Origin of the sequence: Streptomyces sp. x-19, assembly GCF_046549115.1 — a bacterium.
GTDB classification, from domain to species: Bacteria; Actinomycetota; Actinomycetes; order Streptomycetales; family Streptomycetaceae; genus Streptomyces; species Streptomyces albulus_C.
The window spans coordinates 20445-40777 of record NZ_JAJPWK010000033.1; the positions used below are offsets into that span (position 1 = coordinate 20445).

Annotated in this window: 25 protein-coding genes and 1 riboswitch; of the genes, 5 read left to right on the plus strand and 20 right to left on the minus strand. The window is 73.8% G+C overall.

Annotated elements, in window-relative coordinates:
- Positions 1-85: 85 nt before the first annotated feature.
- Positions 86-1321, plus strand: coding sequence for a threonine--tRNA ligase (thrS, locus tag ACLJT4_RS38145; protein WP_411129655.1), 1236 nt, complete (start codon positions 86-88; stop codon positions 1319-1321).
- Between the two features lie 34 nt (positions 1322-1355).
- On the opposite strand, the gene ACLJT4_RS38150 is transcribed toward thrS, so the two are convergent.
- Positions 1356-2243, minus strand: a complete 888-nt coding sequence (locus tag ACLJT4_RS38150) for a putative protein N(5)-glutamine methyltransferase (protein ID WP_411129657.1) — start codon at positions 2241-2243, stop codon at positions 1356-1358.
- A gap of 563 nt (positions 2244-2806) precedes the next feature.
- On the opposite strand from ACLJT4_RS38150, the gene ACLJT4_RS38155 reads away from it, so the two are divergent.
- Positions 2807-3793, plus strand: coding sequence for an aldo/keto reductase (locus ACLJT4_RS38155; protein WP_411129659.1), 987 nt, complete (start codon positions 2807-2809; stop codon positions 3791-3793).
- A 218-nt stretch (positions 3794-4011) separates the two neighbouring features.
- Here the strand turns inward: ACLJT4_RS38155 and ACLJT4_RS38160 are convergent, their stop codons facing one another.
- Entirely contained in the window at positions 4012-4593 is a 582-nt protein-coding gene (locus ACLJT4_RS38160; RefSeq protein WP_411129691.1) for a TetR/AcrR family transcriptional regulator, read from the minus strand.
- Between the two features lie 234 nt (positions 4594-4827).
- Here ACLJT4_RS38160 and ACLJT4_RS38165 point away from each other — a divergent pair, with 234 nt between their 5' ends.
- A complete protein-coding gene (locus ACLJT4_RS38165) occupies positions 4828-5250 on the plus strand; it encodes a VOC family protein (RefSeq protein ID WP_411129661.1) in 423 nt (140 codons plus the stop codon).
- Between the two features lie 53 nt (positions 5251-5303).
- On the opposite strand, the gene ACLJT4_RS38170 is transcribed toward ACLJT4_RS38165, so the two are convergent.
- The 5 genes from ACLJT4_RS38170 to ACLJT4_RS38190 all read right to left on the minus strand — a co-directional run bounded on the left by ACLJT4_RS38170 (position 5304) and on the right by ACLJT4_RS38190 (position 8734).
- The gene (locus ACLJT4_RS38170) at positions 5304-5663 is read right to left on the minus strand and encodes a winged helix-turn-helix transcriptional regulator (RefSeq protein WP_233658655.1); all 360 of its coding nucleotides are present in this window, start codon (positions 5661-5663) and stop codon (positions 5304-5306) included.
- Positions 5664-5758: 95 nt separating this feature from the next.
- The gene (locus ACLJT4_RS38175) at positions 5759-6328 is read right to left on the minus strand and encodes an NADPH-dependent FMN reductase (RefSeq protein WP_016571811.1); all 570 of its coding nucleotides are present in this window, start codon (positions 6326-6328) and stop codon (positions 5759-5761) included.
- Between the two features lie 126 nt (positions 6329-6454).
- Entirely contained in the window at positions 6455-6886 is a 432-nt protein-coding gene (locus tag ACLJT4_RS38180; protein WP_016571812.1) for an ankyrin repeat domain-containing protein, read from the minus strand.
- A 223-nt stretch (positions 6887-7109) separates the two neighbouring features.
- Entirely contained in the window at positions 7110-8135 is a 1026-nt protein-coding gene (locus tag ACLJT4_RS38185; RefSeq protein ID WP_374206823.1) for an asparaginase, read from the minus strand.
- Between the two features lie 53 nt (positions 8136-8188).
- Positions 8189-8734, minus strand: coding sequence for a hypothetical protein (locus ACLJT4_RS38190; RefSeq protein WP_037633333.1), 546 nt, complete (start codon positions 8732-8734; stop codon positions 8189-8191).
- 386 nt (positions 8735-9120) lie between these two features.
- On the opposite strand from ACLJT4_RS38190, the gene dtd reads away from it, so the two are divergent.
- Positions 9121-9546 (plus strand): D-aminoacyl-tRNA deacylase, encoded by a 426-nt coding sequence (dtd, locus tag ACLJT4_RS38195; RefSeq protein WP_233658652.1) that lies wholly within the window; start codon positions 9121-9123, stop codon positions 9544-9546.
- A gap of 77 nt (positions 9547-9623) precedes the next feature.
- Here dtd and ACLJT4_RS38200 read toward each other — a convergent pair whose 3' ends face one another.
- The 6 genes from ACLJT4_RS38200 to ACLJT4_RS38225 all read right to left on the minus strand — a co-directional run bounded on the left by ACLJT4_RS38200 (position 9624) and on the right by ACLJT4_RS38225 (position 14942).
- A complete protein-coding gene (locus ACLJT4_RS38200) occupies positions 9624-10604 on the minus strand; it encodes a YgfZ/GcvT domain-containing protein (protein ID WP_411129665.1) in 981 nt (326 codons plus the stop codon).
- Positions 10605-10634: 30 nt separating this feature from the next.
- The gene (locus ACLJT4_RS38205) at positions 10635-11090 is read right to left on the minus strand and encodes a Fur family transcriptional regulator (RefSeq protein ID WP_044370803.1); all 456 of its coding nucleotides are present in this window, start codon (positions 11088-11090) and stop codon (positions 10635-10637) included.
- A 21-nt stretch (positions 11091-11111) separates the two neighbouring features.
- Entirely contained in the window at positions 11112-12161 is a 1050-nt protein-coding gene (locus ACLJT4_RS38210) for an ABC transporter substrate-binding protein (protein ID WP_411129667.1), read from the minus strand.
- Positions 12162-12178: 17 nt separating this feature from the next.
- Entirely contained in the window at positions 12179-12973 is a 795-nt protein-coding gene (locus ACLJT4_RS38215; RefSeq protein ID WP_411129668.1) for an ABC transporter ATP-binding protein, read from the minus strand.
- On the minus strand, positions 12973-14016 hold the full coding sequence (locus tag ACLJT4_RS38220) for a FecCD family ABC transporter permease (protein ID WP_233658647.1): 1044 nt from the start codon (positions 14014-14016) through the stop codon (positions 12973-12975). The genes ACLJT4_RS38215 and ACLJT4_RS38220 overlap by 1 nt, the downstream gene beginning before the upstream one ends.
- Positions 14017-14191: 175 nt before the next feature.
- A riboswitch (cobalamin riboswitch) is annotated at positions 14192-14277 on the minus strand.
- Between the two features lie 77 nt (positions 14278-14354).
- On the minus strand, positions 14355-14942 hold the full coding sequence (locus ACLJT4_RS38225; protein WP_016574257.1) for an FABP family protein: 588 nt from the start codon (positions 14940-14942) through the stop codon (positions 14355-14357).
- Between the two features lie 348 nt (positions 14943-15290).
- On the opposite strand from ACLJT4_RS38225, the gene ACLJT4_RS38230 reads away from it, so the two are divergent.
- Positions 15291-15656, plus strand: coding sequence for a DsrE family protein (locus ACLJT4_RS38230; protein ID WP_016574259.1), 366 nt, complete (start codon positions 15291-15293; stop codon positions 15654-15656).
- 42 nt (positions 15657-15698) lie between these two features.
- Here ACLJT4_RS38230 and ACLJT4_RS38235 read toward each other — a convergent pair whose 3' ends face one another.
- The 7 genes from ACLJT4_RS38235 to ACLJT4_RS38265 all read right to left on the minus strand — a co-directional run bounded on the left by ACLJT4_RS38235 (position 15699) and on the right by ACLJT4_RS38265 (position 20305).
- Positions 15699-15998 carry a DUF3099 domain-containing protein gene (locus ACLJT4_RS38235; RefSeq protein ID WP_411129669.1) on the minus strand — a complete coding sequence of 100 codons (300 nt, stop codon included), beginning with the start codon at positions 15996-15998 and terminating at the stop codon, positions 15699-15701.
- Positions 15999-16176: 178 nt separating this feature from the next.
- The gene (locus ACLJT4_RS38240; protein ID WP_016579053.1) at positions 16177-16464 is read right to left on the minus strand and encodes a DUF1416 domain-containing protein; all 288 of its coding nucleotides are present in this window, start codon (positions 16462-16464) and stop codon (positions 16177-16179) included.
- A gap of 40 nt (positions 16465-16504) precedes the next feature.
- Positions 16505-17350, minus strand: coding sequence for a sulfurtransferase (locus ACLJT4_RS38245; RefSeq protein ID WP_411129670.1), 846 nt, complete (start codon positions 17348-17350; stop codon positions 16505-16507).
- A 211-nt stretch (positions 17351-17561) separates the two neighbouring features.
- Positions 17562-17669, minus strand: a complete 108-nt coding sequence (locus ACLJT4_RS38250) for an Ms5788A family Cys-rich leader peptide (RefSeq protein WP_351473977.1) — start codon at positions 17667-17669, stop codon at positions 17562-17564.
- 233 nt (positions 17670-17902) lie between these two features.
- Positions 17903-18604 carry a DUF2993 domain-containing protein gene (locus ACLJT4_RS38255; protein ID WP_411129671.1) on the minus strand — a complete coding sequence of 234 codons (702 nt, stop codon included), beginning with the start codon at positions 18602-18604 and terminating at the stop codon, positions 17903-17905.
- 206 nt (positions 18605-18810) lie between these two features.
- Positions 18811-20049, minus strand: a complete 1239-nt coding sequence (locus tag ACLJT4_RS38260) for a hypothetical protein (protein WP_411129672.1) — start codon at positions 20047-20049, stop codon at positions 18811-18813.
- A gap of 10 nt (positions 20050-20059) precedes the next feature.
- Positions 20060-20305 carry a MoaD/ThiS family protein gene (locus ACLJT4_RS38265; RefSeq protein WP_016579057.1) on the minus strand — a complete coding sequence of 82 codons (246 nt, stop codon included), beginning with the start codon at positions 20303-20305 and terminating at the stop codon, positions 20060-20062.
- Positions 20306-20333: the final 28 nt, after the last annotated feature.

The window sequence follows — 20333 nt, forward strand, 5'->3', positions numbered from 1 at the left end:
TGTGAGTCATCGAGCCCCGGGGCGAGTGCCCCGGGGCTTCGCCGTGTGGTCACTCGCCCCGAGGGCGACCCGTGAGGAGACCACCATGAACGCCACCCCGGTCCACGACCACCGCCGGCTCGGCCGCGCACTGGACCTGTTCGACACCGACCCCCTGATGGGCGCCGGACTGCCCTACTGGCTGCCGGACGGCGCGGCGGTGCGGCACGCCCTGGAGGAGTACGTCCACGAGGTCGAGCGCCGCGCCGGCTACCACCACGTCTACTCGCCCGTCCTGGGTAAACGCGAGCTCTACGAGATCTCCGGGCACCAGGACCACTACAGCGAGGACATGTTCCCGCCGATGGACGTCGGCGGCGAGCAGCTCGTACTGCGCCCCAGCCTGTGTCCGCACCACGCCCTCATCTACCGCTCCCGCCCCCACAGCTACCGCGAACTCCCGCTCCGTCTGGCCGAGTTGGGTGGCATGTACCGCTCGGAGCGGTCCGGTGTGCTCGGCGGGCTCACCCGCGTACGGGCCATCCAGCTCAACGACGCGCACATCTTCTGCGCCCTCGACCAGGTCGCCGACGAGGCCGGCGCCGCCCTGGAACTGATCCGCCGCGCCCACGCCGACCTCGGCATCCGCGCCGCCCGCTACCGGCTCTCGCTCCCGGGGGAGGGCGGCAAGTACGTCGCCGACCCCGCGATGTGGCGGCGCGCCGCGGCCCTGCTCACCGAGGCCCTCGACGCCTCGGGCGTGCCCTACGAGGCCGCCGGCGGCGAGGCGGCCTTCTACGGCCCCAAGATCGACGTGCAGGTCGTCGACCGCGCCGGCCGCGAATCCACCCTGTCCACCGTCCAGGTCGACCTGCACCAGCCGCGCCGCTTCGACCTGTCCTACGTGGGCCCCGACGGCAGCCGCCACCGACCCGTGATGGTCCACCGCGCCGTCATCGGCAGCGTCGAACGCGCCGTCGCCCACCTCATCGAGGAACACGGCGGCGCCTTCCCCGCCTGGCTGGCGCCCGTGCAGGTCGCGGTGCTCCCGCTCTCCGCGGCCGAACTCCCGCCCGCCGAAGCCCTGGTGCGGCGCTGCGTCGACCGGGGGCTGCGGGCGGCCCTCGCCGACCCCGCACAGGGCACCCTCGGCGCCCGCGTCCGCGCCGCCCGACACGTCCCCTACCAGGCGGTCATCGGTCCCCGCGAGGCCGGCGCCGACCTCGTCGCGCTCCGGCTGCGCGACGGCCGGCGCCCGGCGCCGCTGCCCGCCGCCGAGGCGCTGGCCCGGATCGCGGCGGTGGTGGCCGGGCGCGGTGGCGCGCTGTGGGCGGACGCCTGACGCCCCCGGGGGACCGGCGGGCCGTCGGGGGCGCTCACCTGCTTCCGGCCCCGGCCGGGCCGGACGGCAGGGTGCCGATCACGACGGTGGCGTAGCGCTCGTCGCAGGTGGCCACCTCGGCCAGCAGGCCGCTGCGCCGGACGGCCTCGACGGCCCGGTCGGCCTGCCGCTCGCCGGTCTCGAAGAGCAGGTGGCCGCCCGGCGCCAGCCACCGGGGCGCCGCAGCGGTCACCCGCCGCAGCACGTCGAGGCCGTCCGTGCCGCCGTCGAGCGCCACCAACGGTTCGAAGTCGCGGGCCTCCGGGGGCAGCAGGCCGACCTCTTCGGTGGGGACGTAGGGGACGTTGGCCGTCAGGACGTCGATCCGCCCCCGCAGGTGCCCCGGCAGCGCGGCGAACAGGTCGCCCTCGTGGACCCGCCCGTCGACGGCGGCCACGTTGCGCCGGGCGCAGCGCACCGCGGCCGGTTCGATGTCGCAGGCGTGCAGTTCGACCTCGCCCAGCGCCGTGGCCAGGGCCGCCCCCACCGCGCCCGAGCCGCAGCACAGGTCGACCGCCACGGTGCGCCGGCCGGTCCGCTCGGCGGCCCGGCGCCCGAGGGCGACGGCCCGGCCCAGCAGGTACTCGGTGCGGCGCCGCGGCACGAAGACGCCCGGGTCGACGGCGATGCGCAGACCGCCGAACTCGGCCCAGCCGAGGACGTGTTCCAAGGGGTGGCCGACCGCCCGCCGCTCCACCATGGCGGCGAGGTCGTCGGGGGTGCGGGCCGCGGCGACGAGCAGCGCGGCCTCGTCCTCGGCGAAGACGCAGCCGGCGGCGCGGAGCCTGGCGACGACGGCGGCCCGGGACGGTGCCGCCGGCGGGAGCGAGACGCCGGACGCGGGGGAGGGACGGGAGGAGGGTGACGGGTGGGGTGACGACATGCTGGTGAGCCTTTCGGGATGCCGAGGGGCGCTTCCCGGGTCACGGATGTCGGGCGGTCACCTGGAGCCGGTGGACGCACGGACGCGAGACGGAAGCACCTGCCTGGTCTGGCGGGAAATCGGTCTCACCTCCTTGGGCGGGCGCGTGCACGGACGGGCGCGGGCCGGCGACACGGTGTCCGCCGGCGGCCGGGGCCACAGTACCCGACCTGGTGAACAGGAGTCAGGAGGGACCTGTGGGGACCGGGTGCCGAAGCCCCACGGACCTCGCAGGACGCGCAACCACGGTGCGGACCAGCAGGTTTGTGTGCGGGGCCGGCGGGACGCGCCCTGCGGCACGGCCGCCGGGCCCCGCGGGCGACAGCCGGCGACGACGCCTGACCTCGGCCGATGCCCGGCCGTTCCCCGGCCGTTCCCCGGCGATGGCGAACGGTTGACTTGGAGGGCGCTCCAACTCCTACCGTCGGGGACAGGTCGAGGGGCGGACGGTCGCCCCGGGCCGAAGAGGCGCCCCGTCGCGGGGCACCCGTTCCCGTTCGCAGTACGTGCCAGGAGGTAGCAGCATGACGGAGATTCCCACCCGCCGCCTTGGGGGACTCGTGGTGTCCGCGCAGGGGCTCGGGTGCATGGGGATGAGCCACGGCTACGGCGCCTCCGACGACGACCAGTCGATCGCGACCCTGCGCCACGCGCTCGACCTCGGCGTCAGCCTGTTGGACACCGCCGACTTCTACGGGGCGGGGCACAACGAGGAACTGATCGGCCGGGCGATCGCCGGGCGGCGCGACGAGGTGGTGCTGGCCACCAAGTTCGGCTTCGCCAACCGGCTCGGCGAGCCGACCGCGATCCGCGGTGACGCCGCCTACGTCCGCGAGGCGTGCGACGCCTCGCTGCGCCGGCTCGGCGTCGACCACATCGACCTCTACTACCAGCACCGCGTCGACCCCGACGTGCCGATCGAGGAGACCGTCGGCGCGATGGCGGAACTGGTCGCGGCGGGCAAGGTGCGCCACCTCGGCCTGTCCGAGGCAGGTGCGGACACCCTCCGGCGGGCCCACGCGGTCCACCCGATCGCCGCGCTGCAGAGCGAGTGGTCGCTGTGGACCCGCGACCTGGAGCAGGAGATCGCGCCGGTCTGCCGAGAACTGGGCATCGGCCTGGTCCCGTTCTCCCCGCTCGGCCGGGGCTTCCTTACGGGGCGGTACACCTCCGTCGAGGGCCTGTCGGAGTCCGACGTGCGGCGCACCCAGCCCCGCTTCGCGGACGGCAACCTGGAGCAGAACCTCGCCATCGTGGCGAAGCTCGACGAACTCGCCGCCGAAAAGGGCGTCACCGCAGGCCAGTTGGCGCTCGCCTGGGTGCAGCACCGGGGCGACGACGTCGTGCCGATCCCCGGCACCCGCCGCCGGAAGTACCTGGAGGAGAACCTCGCGGCGCTCGACGTGCGGCTCTCCGCCGAGGAGCTCGCCGCCATCGACGCCGCGGCCCCCGCCGACGAGGTCGCCGGCACCCGCTACGACGCGAAGAACATGACCTTCGTCAGCAAGTGAGGACGCCCGGGGCGGGCCGCGCGGGCAGTGCGCGCGGCCGCCCGCGGGGGGCCGTCGGCCCTCACGTCGGCGACATCGCCTCGTACAGGTTGCCGTCGGCGTCGGTGAAGAACAGCCCGCGGGCGCACAGCGGGTGATCGGTCCGGCCGTTGTCCGGTTGGTCGGGCCGCCGCGGTGGTCGGCGGCCGGGACGATGGTGTGGTTGAGGGCGACCGGCATCAGGCGCTCCCGGGGTCGGCGAGGGTCCCGTGGAGCAGTACGGAGATGAGCTCCTCGGGGGCGAGCGGGGTGCCGCCCGCGCCGCCCCGTGCGGGCAGGCGGCTGAAGAGCAGGCCCAGGAAGGCGGCGGCGACCCGCTCCGGGGCCAGCCGCAGCCGCTCCCGGTCCGGTTCGATGAGTGCGACGACGGCGTCCTGCAGGACGCGGAAGGACCGGGTCCGCCCGTCCTCGGGGGGCTCGCCGTCCGCCCGCGCCGCCGGCGGGTGCGGGCGGTCGCTGCGGTGCCCGGAGGCGTAGAGGCTGCCGATGACGGTGCCCATGCGCTCCAGGTGGGCGCAGAGCGCCTCGGCGGCCTCGGTGAGCCGTACGGTCAGCGGCTCGTCGAGCGGGACGGAGGCGAGTTCGCGCAGGACGTGGTCGACGCCCACCGCCTCCGCCACGCAGGCGTCCAACAGCGCGCCCTTGTCCTGGAACGCGCGGAAGATCGTGGCCTCGCCGATGCCGGCGGCGCGGGCGATCTGGCTGGTGGTGACGGCCGCCCCGTGCTCCGCGACCAGTGGCAGGGCGGCCGCGACGATCATGGCGCGGCGCTGCTCGACGTTCATGCCGGGCGCCCGGCGGCGGGCGGGCCGGTTCTCGGAGGCAGCCGTTGGTGAGGACATGCCGCCACGTTACGGAGTGAGTACTCACTCCGTAAATGAGGCGTGCGGAGGAGGCGCGCCCGGAGGGCCGTCCTTAGACTTCTGGGAGGCGACGGACTGCCGAGCGGCGACCGGATTTCCGACGGTCGGCACGACCCCGAGGGGCGGCGCACCATGGAATGGAAGCTCGAACTGGTCCCGATTCCGGTGAGCGACGTGGAGCGCGCGAAGCGCTTCTACAGTGAGCAGGTGGGCTTCGCCGTCGATCTCGACCTCCGGCTCGACGACGGCGCACGGATCGTCCAGCTGACCCCGCCCGGCTCGGGCTGCTCGATCGTCCTGGGCGTCGGTGACGGAGTGACGCCGGTGCGGCCCGGTTCCGTGCAGGGGGTGCAACTCGTGGTGCCCGACGTGGCCGCGGCCCGCGGCGAGTTGCTCGCCCGCGGAGTGCCGGTCGGCCCCGTCCAGCACGTGGCGGACGGGGCGCTGACCGACGGCCCCGGCGGAGCCTGGAACTCGTTCGTCTACTTCAACGACCCGGACGGGAACGGCTGGGCCGTCCAACAAGGGGCGACGGACCCCGCGGACGGACCCTGACCCCGGCCGTCCCGCCCCGGATCACACGGCGCCCGGATCGCGCGGCGTCCTGATCACACGGCGTCCGGATGGCGCTGCGGGTGGGTGGCCTCCAGATGGGCGAGGTGTGTGCGCCCCCAGGCGCCCAGCGGGGCGAGCGCGTCGTTGAGGGAGGCGCCGAGTCCGGTCAGCGTGTACTCGACCTTCGGCGGCACCTGGTCGAACACCTCGCGGTGGACGATGCCGTCGGCCTCCAGTTCGCGCAGCTGCTGGGCCAGCACCTTCTCGCTGATCCTCGGCAGCTCCCGGCGCAACTGGCCGAACCTTCGGGGCCCTTGGGCCAGTGCCCACAGGAGCAGGACCTTCCACTTGCCGCCGATGACGTCGACGGCGGCGTCCAGTCCGCACTCGTAAGGGCCCTTCCGCCCGCTCACGCCGACCCCCTCCGCGTCCCCCGTGACGCACCCTCCGGGCGCGTCCGCACGCGCCTCGTCGCGTCCAGTATCGACGATCGGGCCCGCGGCCGGCTTCAGTTGCCGTACGGGCGGGCGGTGCGCGCCTCCCGCAGGGCCACGGCCCACCACTCCAACTGGTTCAGCAGGGCGTCGGCGGCCTGGGCGGGCGGGGCCGGGTCGTGCAGCTGCCCCTGCTCGTCGAACGGGCCGGCGGTCAGCGCGAAGCTCACCGTCTCGCGCACCGTCGTGGCGTGCAACTCGGCGAAGACCAGCCGCAGTTGCTCGACCGCGCGCAGGCCGCCGGAGATCCCGCCGTACGAGACGAAGCCGACCGGCTTGGCCTGCCACTCGGCGCGCAGCAGGTCGACGGCGTGCTTGAGCGGGGCCGGGAAGGAGTGGTTGTACTCCGGGGTGATCACCACGAACGCGTCCGCCTGCTCGATGCGCTTGGCGTACGCGATGAACTCCTCGCTGCCGTGCCGGAGTTCATACGGACGGACGGCGTCCAGATCGACGACGTCCACGGTGACGTGCGGGTGGGAGGCGCCGACGTGCCGGGTGAACCACTCGGTGACGACCGGGGCGAAGCGGCCTTCCCGGGTGCTCCCGACGATGACGGCGAGGGTGTAGCGCGCTGCGGACATGTGAGGCCCTTCGTGGCGGAGTGAGTGCGACGACCCCAAAGGTAGAACCTCAACTAAAGTTGAGGTCAAGTGCGCGGGGGCGAGGAGGGGTGACCCGCCCCCTGACGGGCCTCACGACCGGGGGCGTCACTGCGCGCCGAACAGCTCCAGCAACTCCGCCTTCTGGAACATCCGGGCCGTCTCGATCGCCGACGGGGACCCGGCCGCCGGATCGGCCCCGTGCGCCAGCAGGACCTTCACCACCTCGTCCTCGCCCTTGAACACCGCGCCCGCGATGGGGGTTTGCCCGCGGTCGTTGGCGCGGTCCGCGTCGCCGCCCCGCTGCAACAGGGCCTCCACGGTGTCCGGGTGACCGTGGTAGGCGGCGAGCATCACGAGGGAGTCGCCCTTGTCGTTCGTCAGGTTGGCGGGCACCCCCGCGTCCACGTAGGCGGCGACGGTGTCGGTGTCACCGTGCCGCGCCAGGTCGAACACCTTGGCCGCGAGCTGCAGCACCTCGGGGTCGTGCGCGTGCTCGATCGCCTCGGGTCCCTGCGGCTCGGAATTCGCGTCGCTCATGGTCGCCGGCCTCCTGCTGTGGTGGTGAGTGTGTGTCGAATGCACCGCCACTCTAGATTTCCCCGGCCCCGCACGCCGCGGACGCCGGGTCGCGGATCCCACCGAACCCACCCCAATGACCAGCACGTGCGACACGAACGCCGGTCCCGCGGACGCCACCGCCGGACCGCCGGCTGCGGCGCGGCCGGCGGGGCAGCCACCGCCCGCCCCGCCGCCGGCTCCGTCAGAACGCCGCGCGGATCTCGCCCACCCGGCTGCCGCCCCCGTGCAGCGGCACGTCCTCGATCCGCGCCAGCACCGGATCGTCCACGCCCAGCCCCCGCAGGACCCGGGCCAGCACCGGGCCCAGCGTGCGGGTGGCACCGTCGTCGATCTTGAAGGCCAGGGCCCGGCCGTCGGGCAGCGCCAACGCCTGCACCGCCTCGGCGCCCATCTTGGAGAGCGTGCCCGGCAGCGCCCGCATCAGCCAGGTGTCCGGCCGCCGGGTGCCCGCGACGTACTCCGGGTGCGCCCGCATCGCATCGGCCACCCGCCGCTCCGCCGTCCCCGGCTCCGCCAGGACGAAGTGCCGGTAGGACCGCGCCAGCCCGGTCAGCGACAGCGACATCAGCGGCGCCCCGCACCCGTCGGTGCCGATGTGGGCGACCTCCTCGCCGCCCGCGGTGCGGACGACGTCCAGGATCAGCTGCTGGAGCGGGTGGTCCTGCTCCAGGTACGTCCCAAGCGGCCACCCGTTGAGCGCGCAGACCGCGAGCATCGCGGTGTGCTTGCCCGAACAGTTCATGGTGAGCCGGTCCCGGACGTTGCCGGCGGCGAGGTAGTGCTCCGCCTCCTCCGGGTCCAACGGCAGGTCCGGCGGGGTCTGGAGCTGCTCGGCGGCGAGCCCGTGCTCGGCCAGCATGGTCCGCACCAGGTCGAGGTGGAACGCCTCGCCGGAGTGGCTCGCCGCGGCCAGCGCCAGCCGCTCCCCGGACAGCTCCAGCCCCGCCCGCAGGATCGCCGCGGCCTGCATCGGCTTGTTCGTCGAACGCGGGAAGACCGGCGCGGTGACGTCACCGAGGGCCTGCTCGACGCTCCCGTCGGCGGCCAGGACCACCAGCGAGCCGCGGTGCCGGCCCTCGACGAAGCCGGAGCGCACCACCTCGGCGAGGACCGGCGACGGGACCGACTCGGCGGCGGCCGCCGCGGACGACGACTGCTCGGGTATCGGGGTGGACGAGGACGAGGACGAGGTCTTCGACGAGGTCACGGCCGGCCTTCCGGGGAACGGGACCCGCTCCCCGGAAGGCGGCTCGTGGCCGTTCAGGACAGCAGGTCGTCTACTTGTGCTTCGCCTTCACGGTACCTGCGGGCGATTTCGGCACTGCAATCGTCGGTCGTGTGCTGCAGGGACTGGCGCCGCTGCGAGATCTGCCGCTCGTAGCGGATCAGCCGCCCCATCGCGTCGTGCAGCTCCTCGTCCGTGCGGGCCGTGAGGTCCGAGAGCTCGACCTCGCCGAGCATCTCGTCGGCGAGCCGGCGGTACTCCTCGCCGTGCGGGGTGCCGAGCGTCACGTGCCGGGCCGACGAGCGCTGGCGCGACGGCAGGTCGGTGAGGATCTCGGGCAGTCGGTCGAGCAGCGGCGAGTGCGACCCGGTGCGGCGGGCGATCTCGGCGCGGAGGATGTCGATCCGCCCCTGGAGCAGGCGCCGCAGGTAGCTGAGGTCGGCTTCCTGCTGCTGGCAGTCGCGGCGCACCCCGCGCAGCTCGGGCAGGCTCAGCCCGGACAGTTCGGGTGGCCCGGCGGGTCGGAAGCGGTCGCGCTGCTGCGGGGGGCGGGCGGTGGATGCCTGGCCTGCCTGGAGCATGGGGTCGTCCTCGGTACGGGCGGGCTCGTCGGGAGCCGGCGCCGGGGTGGTGGTCGTCAGGGCGTGCGGGGTCTCCGGGGCGAGCGGGGTCTCCGGGGCGGCCGGTCTCGGGCGGCCGGACGACGGGGTGGGGCGGGCCGGCGGCGGGCTGCCCGCCGGTGCCGTACGGGCGGTGGGCACGGGGCCGGGTGTCTGTCCGGCGCCGAGTGTGGTCATGGATCGTTCCCCTCGTCCGGTGCCGCATCCAGGGCATGTTGTCCGTGAAACGCACCGCGTGCACGCATCGTGCCACTCTGTGCGGTCCGTGTGCAGGGCCATGGCACTCGAACGGCCCTTGTGGGGGTACCCACGGCGGGGCGGCGCGGCGGCCCGGCATGATGGCGGGTATGCGAGCTGTGGTGCAGAGGGTGAACGGCGCACGCGTCGAGGTGGCCGGCGAGACGGTCGGCGAGATCGTCGGGGAGGGGCTGTGCGCTCTGGTGGGCGTCACGCACGACGACACCCCGGAGAAGGCCGCGCAGCTGGCCCGGAAGCTGTGGTCGGTGCGGATCCTCCAGGGCGAGAAGTCCTGCTCGGACAACGGGGCGCCGCTGCTGGTGATCAGCCAGTTCACCCTCTACGGTGACGCGCGCAAGGGCCGCCGTCCCACCTGGCAGGCCGCCGCGCCGGGCCCGGTCGCCGAACCGCTGGTCGACGAGGTGGTCGCCCAGCTGCGGGCGTTGGGCGCGCAGGTGGCAACCGGGCGGTTCGGCGCGGACATGAAGGTGTCCCTGACGAACGACGGACCCTTCACGGTGCTGCTGGAGGTCTGAGGGGCCGTCGAGCCCCTCCCGCGGGCGCGCCCGGCCCCGGTGCCCGGCACCGGCCCGCGGACGCGCCCTGGGGGCCCTTACGGCTCGACGACGACCTCCTGGGCCGCCGCGGTGCCGCCGGCGATCAGCGGGGCGTCGACCGGCACGTTGCGCTTGACCAGGGCCAGGGCGATCGGGCCGAGCTCGTGGTGGCGGGCCGAGGTGGTGACGAAGCCCAGCTGGCGGCCCTCCTCGCCGTCCGCGGCCAGTCGGATCGGCGTCCCGTGCGGCGGGAGGTGGACCTCGCTGCCGTCGAGGTGGAGGAAGACCAGGCGGCGCGGCGGCTTGCCGAGGTTGTGGACCCGGGCGACGGTCTCCTGGCCGCGGTAGCAGCCCTTCTGGAGGTGGACCGCGCTGCCGATCCAGCCGACCTCGTGCGGGATGGTGCGGTGGTCGGTCTCCAGGCCCAGCCGCGGGCGGTGCGCCTCGACGCGCAGGGCTTCCAGGGCGAGGACGCCGATCGCGGGGCCGTGCGCCGCGGCGAAGGACTCCAGCGCGGCGCGGGGCAGGAAGAGGTCGCGGCCGTGCGCCACCTCCCGGACGACGGTGCCCTCGGGCGCCTCGGTGAGGGAGCCGGCCGGCAGGTGCACGACCGCGAAGTCGTCGGTGCGGTCGGCCACCTCGACCCGGTAGAAGAACTTCATGCTCTCCAGGTAGGCGATCAGCGCCTCCTGCGTACCGGGCTCGGTGTGCATCCAGGTCGTCTCGCCGTCGTCGACGAGGTAGACGGCGTGCTCGACGTGGCCGTGCGCGGAGAGGACCAGCGCCTCGGTGGCCCGGCCGGGCGGGAGTTCGCTGACGTGTTGGGTCAGCAGCAGGTGCAGCCAGCTGAGCCGTTCGGGGCCGCTGACGGTGACCACGCCGCGGTGCGAGAGGTCCACGAAGCCGGAGCCGTCGGCGAGCGCGCGTTGCTCCCGGAACAGGTCGCCGTAGTGCGCGGCGACGCCGTCGTCGGGGGCCTCGGCGGGGACGGCGCCGGGCAGCGACAGCAGGGGGCTGGCGGATGAATGTCGCAGCATGCACTCAGCCTACGGCCAGGGGCCGCGGTGCTACCCGGGCCCCTCGGTGGCGCCGTCGCCCTGCGCGGCCCGGTCGGTGCAGGCGGCGCACCGACCGAAGATCGCGAAGTGCTTCATGTCGGTGTCAAAGCCGAACCGCTCGCGCAGCGTGGCCACGAACGGCGCGGCGACCGACAGGTCCGCCTCGATGACGTCGGTGCAGTCCCGGCACACCAGGTGGATGTGGTGGTGGCGGTCGGCGAGGTGGTAGGTGGGCGCGCCGTGCCCGAGGTGGGCGTGGCTGACCAGCTCCAGCTCCTCCAGCAGCTCCAGGGTGCGGTAGACGGTGGAGATGTTGATGCCGCCGGCGGTCTTCCGCACCTCGGTGAGGATGTCGTCGGGGGTGGCGTGCTCCAGCCTGTCCACCGCCTCCAGCACCAGTTGCCGCTGCGGGGTCAGGCGGTACCCGCGCCTGCGGAGGTCGCTCTGCCAGTCGGTGGTCACCACACGGCCAGTGTAGGAGGGCGGTCAGGCGGTGTGCACGCCCCGCAGATAGCGGGCGAGGTCGCTGATGGCCGTGGGGTTGCGGGGGCTTTCGACGAGTTCGGCGTAGTCCATCACGTAAATCCGGTGGTGCTTGATCGCCGAGACGTTCGCGAGCGGGGCGTAGGACTCCAGGAACGCCTTCTTCTGGGCGGCGGTGGTGTCGCCGTAGTTGTTGATGACGATGACGTCGGGGTCGCGGGCGACGACGGTCTCCCAGCCGACGGTGGTCCAGGAGTCCTTGAGGTCCTTCATCACGTGGTCGCCGCCGGCCTTGGTGATGATGTCGTGCGGCGCGGCGTACGTGCCGGCGGTCAGCGGCTTGTCCCGGCCGTCGTCGTAGAGGAAGACGGTCGGGCGGTGGGCCGGCACCTTCGCGGCGGCGTCGGCGACCTGCTTCTTGTACGAGCGGATCAGCGCCTGGGCGCGGTCCTCGACGTCGAAGAGCTTTCCGAGGGCGGCGAGGTCGGTGTAGAGCGCGTCCAGCGGCGGCATCACGCCGCGGGCGCCGGCGCCGGTGCCGTTGTGGCAGGACTCGGTCAGCACGTAGGAGCCGATGCCGAGCTTGCCGAGGGAGGCGGGGGTGACGCCGCTGCCCTCGCCGAAGCCGTAGTTCCACCCGGCGAAGACCAGATCGGCCTTGGCGTCCAGGGCGATTTCCTTGGTGATGGCCTTCTTGGACAGCCAGGGGACCTCGTCGTAGGCGGCCTTCCAGGGAACCTTGGTCAGGTCGCCCTTGTCGTCGGGCATGACGTAACCGGCCATCCGGTCCTCCAGGCCGAGCGCGAACATGATCTCGGTGATGCCGACGTCGTTGGTGACCACGCGGCGCGGGGCCTGCTGATAGGTGGTCCCAACGCCGCAGTTGGTGACGGTGACCGGGTAGTGGGCGGCGGCCCGGTCGTCCTTGGCGTCGGCGGGCTCCTCGGCGATCCGGGCGCCGCAGCCGGTGAGGGCGACGGCCAGGGCGGTGAGCAGGGCGGCCGGGCGGACGCGGCGGCGGGTGGCGGTCGGGGCGGTCGGGGCGGTCGGCATGGGGGTCCTCGGGGTGCTCAGGAGGCGGGCAGGCGGTCGAACAGCAGCTGGACGGCGCCGGTTTCGGGGTGGTGCACACGGTGCGCGCGGACGCCGAAGACCTCGGCCAGCAGCTCGGCGGTGAGCACGTCGTGCGGCGGGCCGGCGGCGACGATCCGGCCGGCGGCGAGGACGTACAGCTCGTCGCAGTGGACGGCGGCCAGGTTGAGGTCGTGCAGCGCGGTCAGCACGGTCGGGCGCCCTTCGGACCCGGTCCCGGCCCCGTCGCGGACCAGCGCCAGCACCTCCAACTGCTGGGCGATGTCGAGGTGGTTGGTGGGTTCGTCGAGGACCAGCACCCGCGGTTCCTGGGCGAGCGCGCGGGCCAGCAGCACCCGTTGCTTCTCGCCGCCGGACAGGGCCAGGAAGCCGCGCTCGGCGAGGTGCGCGGCGCCCACCCGGTCCAACGCCCGGGCGCAGACCTCGCGGTCGGCGGCGCTGGCCCGGCCGGAGCCGCGCTGGTGCGGCAGCCGCCCCATCGCGACGACCTCGGCGGCGGTGAAGTCGAAGTCGGTGCCGGCCTCTTGGGGCAGCGCGGCCAGCAGCCGGGCGGCCTCCCGGGCGGGCAGCGCGTGCAGGTCGGTGCCGTCCAGCCGGACCGCGCCGGCGGCCGGGCGCAGGGCGCGGTAGACGCAGCGCAACAGGGTGGACTTGCCGCTGCCGTTGGGGCCGACGAGCCCGATGAGCCGTCCGCTGTCGGCGGTCAGGTCGATGTCGTGGACGAGCGTTCGCCCGGCCACCGCCACCGACACTCCGGTGAGGTCGAGTCGCATCAGGCACCGCCTCCGAAGGTGTAGCCGCGCCGCCGCATCAGCAGCACGAAGCAGGGCACGCCGATCACCGCGGTGATCACCCCGACGGGCAGTTCCACCGGTGCCATCAGCACCCGGGAGAGCAGGTCCACCCAGACCAGCAGCACCGCGCCCACCAGCGGGGCGACGGCCAGCACCCGGCGGTGGTCGGCGCCCACCAGCATCCGGGTGGCGTGCGGCACCATCAGCCCGACGAAGCCGATCGCGCCGCTGACCGCGACCACCGCGCCGGTGGCCGCGGCGGCCACCACGAACAGTTCCCGGCGCAGCCGCTCGGGGTCCACGCCCAGCGCGGCGGCGGTCTCGTCGCCCATGGCCAGGGCGTTCAACCGGCCGGCGGAGAGCAGGAGGTGGGCGAGGGCCGCGGCGACGGCCAGCGCGGCGATCGGGACCGAGCCCCAGCCGGCCCCGCTGAGGCTGCCGAGCAGCCACATCATCGCCGAACGGGCCGCCTCGCCGCGGTCGGCGGTGAACACCATCAAGGTGGTGAGGGCGGAGAAGCCGTAGTACATCGCGGTGCCGGTCAGCACCAGCCGCATCGGGGTGAGCCCGTGGGCGGTCCGGGCGGCCGCGTAGACCAGGGCCATGGCGAGCAGGGCGGAGAGGAAGGCCGAGACCGACAGCGCCCAGACGCCGAGCGCGCCGAGCGCCCCGAAGAGCAGGACGGCGTTGGCGCCGACCGCCGCGCCGGAGGATATGCCGAGCACGAACGGGTCGGCGAGGGCGTTGCGGACCAGGGCCTGGACGGCGACGCCGATGGCGGAGAGCCCGGCGCCGACCACGGCGGCGAGCACCGCGCGGGGAAAGCGCAGCTCCCACACGATGGTGTAGGCGGCGACCTCGTCGGGTCGGATGGTGCCGCCGGTCAGGCCGGCGCCGAGATAGCGCAGGACCTGCGGCCAGCCGATGCCGGCGGCGCCGAGGCCGGTCCCGCACAGCAGGGAGCCGAGCAGGACGACGGCGAGCACCGTGGCCAGGGGAAGGGTGCGGGCGGGACGTGCCAAGGGTGGTCAGACCTTCGGCTCGGGCCGGGTGCGTGGGGTCCCCCTGCTCCTTTGAGAGCTTGGGGGAAAGGAGCGGTGGGCCCGGGCCGGGGAGTTCCCGGCCGCTGCCGGAGGCGGCCCCACGCGGCATCCCCTCGCAGTCCACGGCGAGTTGGTGAGGATCGGGCGCCGCCGCGGGTGATCGGGCTCGCGGAACGGGCCCCTGTGCGGGGCGTCCGCTTACCGTTGCGGGTCAGCGCCGGACTCTCACCGGACTTCCCCCGCGGGGCGCGTCATGGAGTTGTGCGGCGGGCCGGGCGGTCCGCCGGGGTGGGGCCGGAGCCCCTGGCCGGGCGGGCTCAGCCCTCGTAGGGCGTGCCGTCCGGGCGGAAGAACGACACGCCGTCCGGCATGTCGTCGGGCAGGCTCTCGGCCCACTCCTTCAGGTCGGCGACCTTCTTCAGCTGCGCGGACATGTAGGGGCGCAGCGGGACCTCGGGGGTCGCCTTCTCGCCGACCCACATCAGGTCGCCCTTGACGTAGCCGTAGAGCCGCTTGCCGCCGCTGTACGGGCCGGCCGCCGCGGTCCGCGCGATGGCGTCGGTGGCCAGGTCGATCTGCGGCTTCTGGTCGGCCAGCTCGCCGTACCAGATCTCGACGACGCCCTGGTCGCGGGTCATCACGACCTCGACCTTGCGGTCCCCGTCGACCCGCCAGAAGCCGGTCTCCGTCTCCAGCGGGCGGACCTGCTTGCCCTCGCTGTCGAGCACCCAGGTGTGCGAGGTGTATTCGAGGAAGTCGCGGCCGTCGTGGGTGAAGACGACTTCCTGGCCGAAGTTGCACTTCTCGGCGCCGGGGAAGTCGAAGACGCCCGCGCCCTCCCAGCGGCCGAGGAGGAAGGCGAGCGGCACCAGCGACGGGTTCAGGTCGGACGGGATCTCGATCATGAGCTCAGGCGATCTGTAGTGCTCCGGAGGCGACGCGCGAAGCGCTCCTGCGAAGGGCGGCGGGAGACGGGAAGGCTGGCGGTCAGCGCTGGCCCTGGTACAGCTTCTTCCAGGTCAGCCCGGCGAACGCGATCACGCCGACGGCGACCAGGACCAGCAGGGTGGTGAAGAATGCCTCAAGCACGAGCGCGCTCCTTGGGCGGAGGTGAGGTGGTTACGGACCGCCTGAGAGTCTAGTCGGCGCCCCGGGCGCCGGCGCTGTGAGGTCCGCCGCGGTGGTGCGTCCGGTCGCCGGACTCCCGCAGGGCGTGCACGGCCGGGCCGCCCGACCGCGCCTACGCTGGGCCCATGGCGAAGAAGCTGGTGATCAAGGTGACGGCGGGCGCCGACGCGCCCGAACGGTGCTCGCAGGCGTTCACGGTGGCGGCGGTGGCGGTGGCCAGCGGCGTCGAGGTGTCGCTGTGGCTGACCGGGGAGTCGGTGTGGTTCGCGCTGCCGGGCCGGGCGGCGGAGTTCGAGTTGCCGCACGCGGCTCCGCTGCCGGAGCTGATCGAGGGGATTCGCGCGGGCGGCGGGGCGATCACGGTGTGCACGCAGTGCGCGGCGCGCCGCGGGATCGAGGAGAAGGACCTGATCGAGGGGGCGGGCATCGCCGGCTCCCAGCTGTTCGTCAGCGAGATCATGCCGGACGGCGTGCAGGCGCTCGTCTACTGAGGCGGCGGGCCCGCGGTGCGGGTCGGGGCGCGCGGGCGGGCGTCAGCGCCGGCGACGGTCGTCGTCGTCGCGGTCGTCCAGCTCGCGCCACCAGCGGTCGGACTCCGGGTCGCCGGACTCGTCCCACCAGCGTTCGCCCGGTTCCCGGCGGTTGCCGACGACCGCCGCGACGGGCGGGATGACCATGGCGACCACGCACATCGCCACCGCGGCCGGCACCGACCACAGCCGCACCACGCTCCACGCCAGCACGAACAGCACCAGGCACACGCCCATGAGGACGAAGTACCGGCGGTGGCGGCGCTGCGGCGGGGTGGGGTGGTGGTGCGCATGCGCGTGCATAAGTCCACGGTAAGTCCGTGGCGCCCCGGAAAGAAGCCCGCTGGGAGGGCCCGTGCAGGCCCCGCGCCGCACCGGGACGGCACGGAGGGCCGCACCCCTCAGCCAAGGCGTCCAAACCCCTGGGGTGCGGCCCTCCGGCCGGACGGACCCGGGTCACGGATCCGCGTCACGCGTGCCGTCAGACGGCGATGGCGACCTCCGCCAGCCCGCCCTTCTGGGCGACGACCGTACGGTCCGCGGTGCCGCCCGGGACGAGCGCACGCACGGTCCAGGTGCCCTCGGCCGCGTAGAAGCGGAACTGTCCGGTCGCGGAGGTGGGAACCTCGGCGGTGAATTCGCCGGTGCTGTCCAGCAGGCGGACGTAACCGGTGACGGGCTCGCCGTCGCGGGTCACGCTGCCCTGGATGGTGGTCTCACCGGGCTTGATGGTCGAGGCGTCCGGGCCGCCGGCCTGTGCTCCACACATAGGGGTACTTCCTTGAGGGGTAGAGAGGGGGCTCTCGGGGTTACTTGTTGGCGCCGAGCTCGATCGGGACGCCGACCAGCGAGCCGTACTCGGTCCAGGAGCCGTCGTAGTTCTTGACGTTGCTCTGGCCGAGCAGCTCGTGCAGCACGAACCAGGTCAGCGCGGAGCGCTCGCCGATCCGGCAGTAGGCGATGGTGTCCTTCGCCAGGTCGACGGACTCCTGCTCGTAGAGGGCGGTGAGCTCGTCGTCCGACTTGAAGGTGCCGTCGTCGTTGGCGTTCTTCGACCACGGGATGTTGCGGGCGCTGGGCACGTGGCCGGGGCGCTGCGACTGCTCCTGCGGGAGGTGGGCGGGGGCCAGCAGCTTGCCGCTGAACTCGTCGGGGGAGCGGACGTCGACCAGGTTCTTGGCGCCGATCGCGGCGACGACGTCGTCGCGGAAGGCACGGATGGAGGTGTCCTGCGCCTTGGCCTTGTACGCGGTGGCGGCGCGGGTGGGGACCTCGGAGCCGTCGACCAGGTCGCGGGAGTCCAGCTCCCACTTCTTGCGGCCGCCGTCGAGCAGCTTGACGCCCTCGTGGCCGTAGAGCTTGAAGTACCAGTACGCGTAGGCGGCGAACCAGTTGTTGTTGCCGCCGTAGAGGACGACGGTGTCGTCGTTGCCGATGCCCTTCGCCGAGAGGAGCTTCTCGAAGCCCTCCTGGTCGACGAAGTCGCGGCGGACCGGGTCCTGGAGGTCCTGCTTCCAGTCGATCCGGACGGCGTTCTTGATGTGGTTCTTGTCGTAGGCAGAGGTGTCCTCGTCGACCTCGACGATGACGACCTTCGGGTCGTCCAGGTGTGCCTCGACCCAGTCGGCGTCTACCAGGACGTCGCTACGGCTCATGTTGTTCTCTCCTCCGGGGCAGTTGCGGGGGCGGCTTCGAGGGGTGCACGGGCGTCCCCCGGCCTCCGGCCAGGGGTACCCCCGATCGGCGCGGCACGGTCAGGGCGGGCAGCGCTGTTGCGGGGATTGCGTGAGGACGGCCGTGAGGGCGGCCGGCCGGGGCGGTGGGACCCCGGCTCCTGGGGAGCGCGGGGAGGGTGCCAACGGCCCGTCAGGCAGGTCGACAGAGCATGGCGGCGACGCGGCACAGGTCGACTGCCCGCCGCTTCGTCAGTACCGCTTGTCCCCGTGGACGGAGACCGCTCAATGCGCTCTGCATGGCTCCGATCGTAGGGACGGAGGGCGCGGCATGTCACCGGTGTGTCAAATGCCGAGATGTGATTGTCCGCGATGTGGGATACGCGCCGCGGAGGAGCGGGCGCGCGCCGCCCGTGGGGGCGCCGCCGCAGGTGGGGGGTCTGGCGTACGGACTTCAGCGTCTCAGGGTGTGGACGGGTGGCGGTCCGGTGGGGCGGTGCGCCACCCGTCGGGGCAGGTCAGCAGGTCAGCAGGTCAGCCGGTCAGCTTCACGTCGGTGCCGGAGGCGGCGACCGTGATGCCCTGCGCGGTCGTGGTGACCTTGTCCAGCTTCAGGCTGCCCGGCAGCTGGTCCAGCTTCCAACCGTGGTCGGTCTGGGCGCGCAGCTTGCTCTCGCAGCCGGGCAGCGCACGGCACATCCCGGGGATGCCGTCGGCCCGCACCTGCACGGTGTCGCCGTGGACGACCTCGATCGTGCCGGTGACGTCGAACGAGCTGAGCAGCGGGATGTTCGGGGAGATCTTGACCTGCGGGCGGCCGTTCTTCTCGCCGCCGTAGGAGATCTTGACCCCGCCGCCGGCCGCGTTGGTCATGTCCGCGTAGCTGATCTCCGCGGTGGCGGTGGCCGAGGCGGCGCTCTTGATGGAGGTGTAGTCGCTGGTCAGTTCCACGTCACGGAACTGCGCCGAGAGGTGTTTGAGGGTCAGCGTCCGCCCCTCGGAACGGGCCGCCACGTGGTCGAGGTCGGCGTCGACCTCGTCGAGGTTCCGCCCGGCGACCTGGGTGAGGAACGGGAAGCCCTTGATGGAGACCTCGGGCGTCGAGGTGATCCCCTGCATGCTGCGGAGCTTGTCCGCGGCCTTGCTCTCGGCGAGATTGACCGCGACGCGGTCGGCCGCCACGAACAGCCCGCCGAATATGACGACGAGCACCAGCAGCACCTTGATTGCGCGCATCGATCCACCACCCCCACTTGTGACCGTCCGGGCCGGGGCCCGCCCCGGTCGATTCGTCCAGATCCGGTACGCACGGGCCCCCAGCCCGCGCTCCGGGAACCCTAAACGACCCGTTCGGTGGAACGGGAGCGGCGGCCGTACCGAGCGCAGAACCTCGCGCTCGATGCGGCCACCGCGGCGCCGTGTGCCGGACCCGTGGGCCGCGGCTACCCCAGGGCCCGTCCCAGGACGTAGACCGCCGGGGCGGCCAGGGCCAGCGGCAGGGCGACGCCCGCCGTCATGTGCACGAAGCGGGAGGGGTAGTCGTAGCTGGCCACCCGCAGGCCGACCAGGGCGCAACCGCCGGCGACCAGGCCGAGCAGCGCGCCGGTGGTCCCCATACCGGTCAGCTGGCCGGCCGCGATGCCCGCGCCGGCGCCGGCCAGCAGGCCGAGCACCAGGGAGAGCGGGCCGGGCAGCGGCAGTGCGCGGGCCAGCGTCGCCAGCGCGACCGCCGCCGCGCCGACCACCACCGCGTCCGGATCGGCGGCCAGGTGCCCGGCGGCGAGCACCGCCAGCGCGGACGAGGCCAGGCCCGCGGTGAGCGCGTACATCCGCTCGTCGGCGCTGCCGCGGTTGCGCAGTTGGAGGACGATCACCAGCAGGCACCACACGCCGAGCGTGCCGATGGCGACCAGCGGCGCGTCCTCGTGCGGGGTGGCGAGCAGTCCGGCGTCGGTGGCCAGGCCGCCCAGGAAGGCCAGGGCGATGCCCTGCCGGGCCGGCCACATGCCGTTCAGCCGGAACCAGCCGGCGGCGGTGACGGCCTGGAGCAGCACCACCGGGACCACCAGGAGCGGGCGGGCGACCGGCGCGGCCAACGCCAGCAGCAGGGCGAGCAGCGCGGTCAGCGCGGCCGGCTGGATGCCGGGCGGGATGATCGGCGAACGGCCCTCGGCGCGGGCGAGCTGGTTCGGCTTGAGGGGCGCGGCGGGGGCCGGCTCGGCCGGCGCCGGTTCGGCCGGCGCCGGTTCGGCGGTGGCGGTGACGCCGTGCGCGGGCCCGTAGGCGCCCTGCTGCGCGCCCGGGGGGACGCCGTAGGGGGCGGCGTCCTGGTGCGGGGCCGGGGGCGTGCTCTGGTGCGGCGCGGGGGCCTGGGCCGGGTAGCCGTCCTGCCCGTAGGGGGCGGCGGCCGGCTGCTGCGGCTGCTGTCCGTACGCCTCGTACCCGTAGGTCTGTGGCTGCTGTTGCTGGTGCGGCTGCTGCATATAGGGGTCGTAGGGCTCGTAGGGCTGCTGCCCGTACGGGGTGCCGTAGGCCGCCTGCTGGTCGTACCCCGGGTGCGGGGCCGGCGCAGCGTAGCGGGAGGGGTCGTCGTGCAGCGGCGCCGCGGACGGGTGCTGGTCGGGCGACGGCTGGGGGTACGCGTCGTACGGGTTGTGGTGCTGCGGCTGGTTGTCGCTCATGACCCTCTGCTCATCCTCCGGCGAACGGCGGCAGGACCTCGACGGTGCCGCCCTGGGTCAGCGGCACCCCCGCGTGGTCGCGGGAGCCGACCTGGACGCCGTCCACCAGGAAGGAGCAGCGCAGCAGGACGCGGGCGAACTCCGGGTTCGCGGCGTGCGCGGTGCGCGCCGCGTCCAGCGCCTCGGCGAGCGTCGCCGCCGCGTACGGCTCCTCTGCCGCGCCGGCGGCGGCCTTGGCCGCGGCCCAGTAGCGCACGGTGCCAGTTGTTGTCACGGCGGCCTCT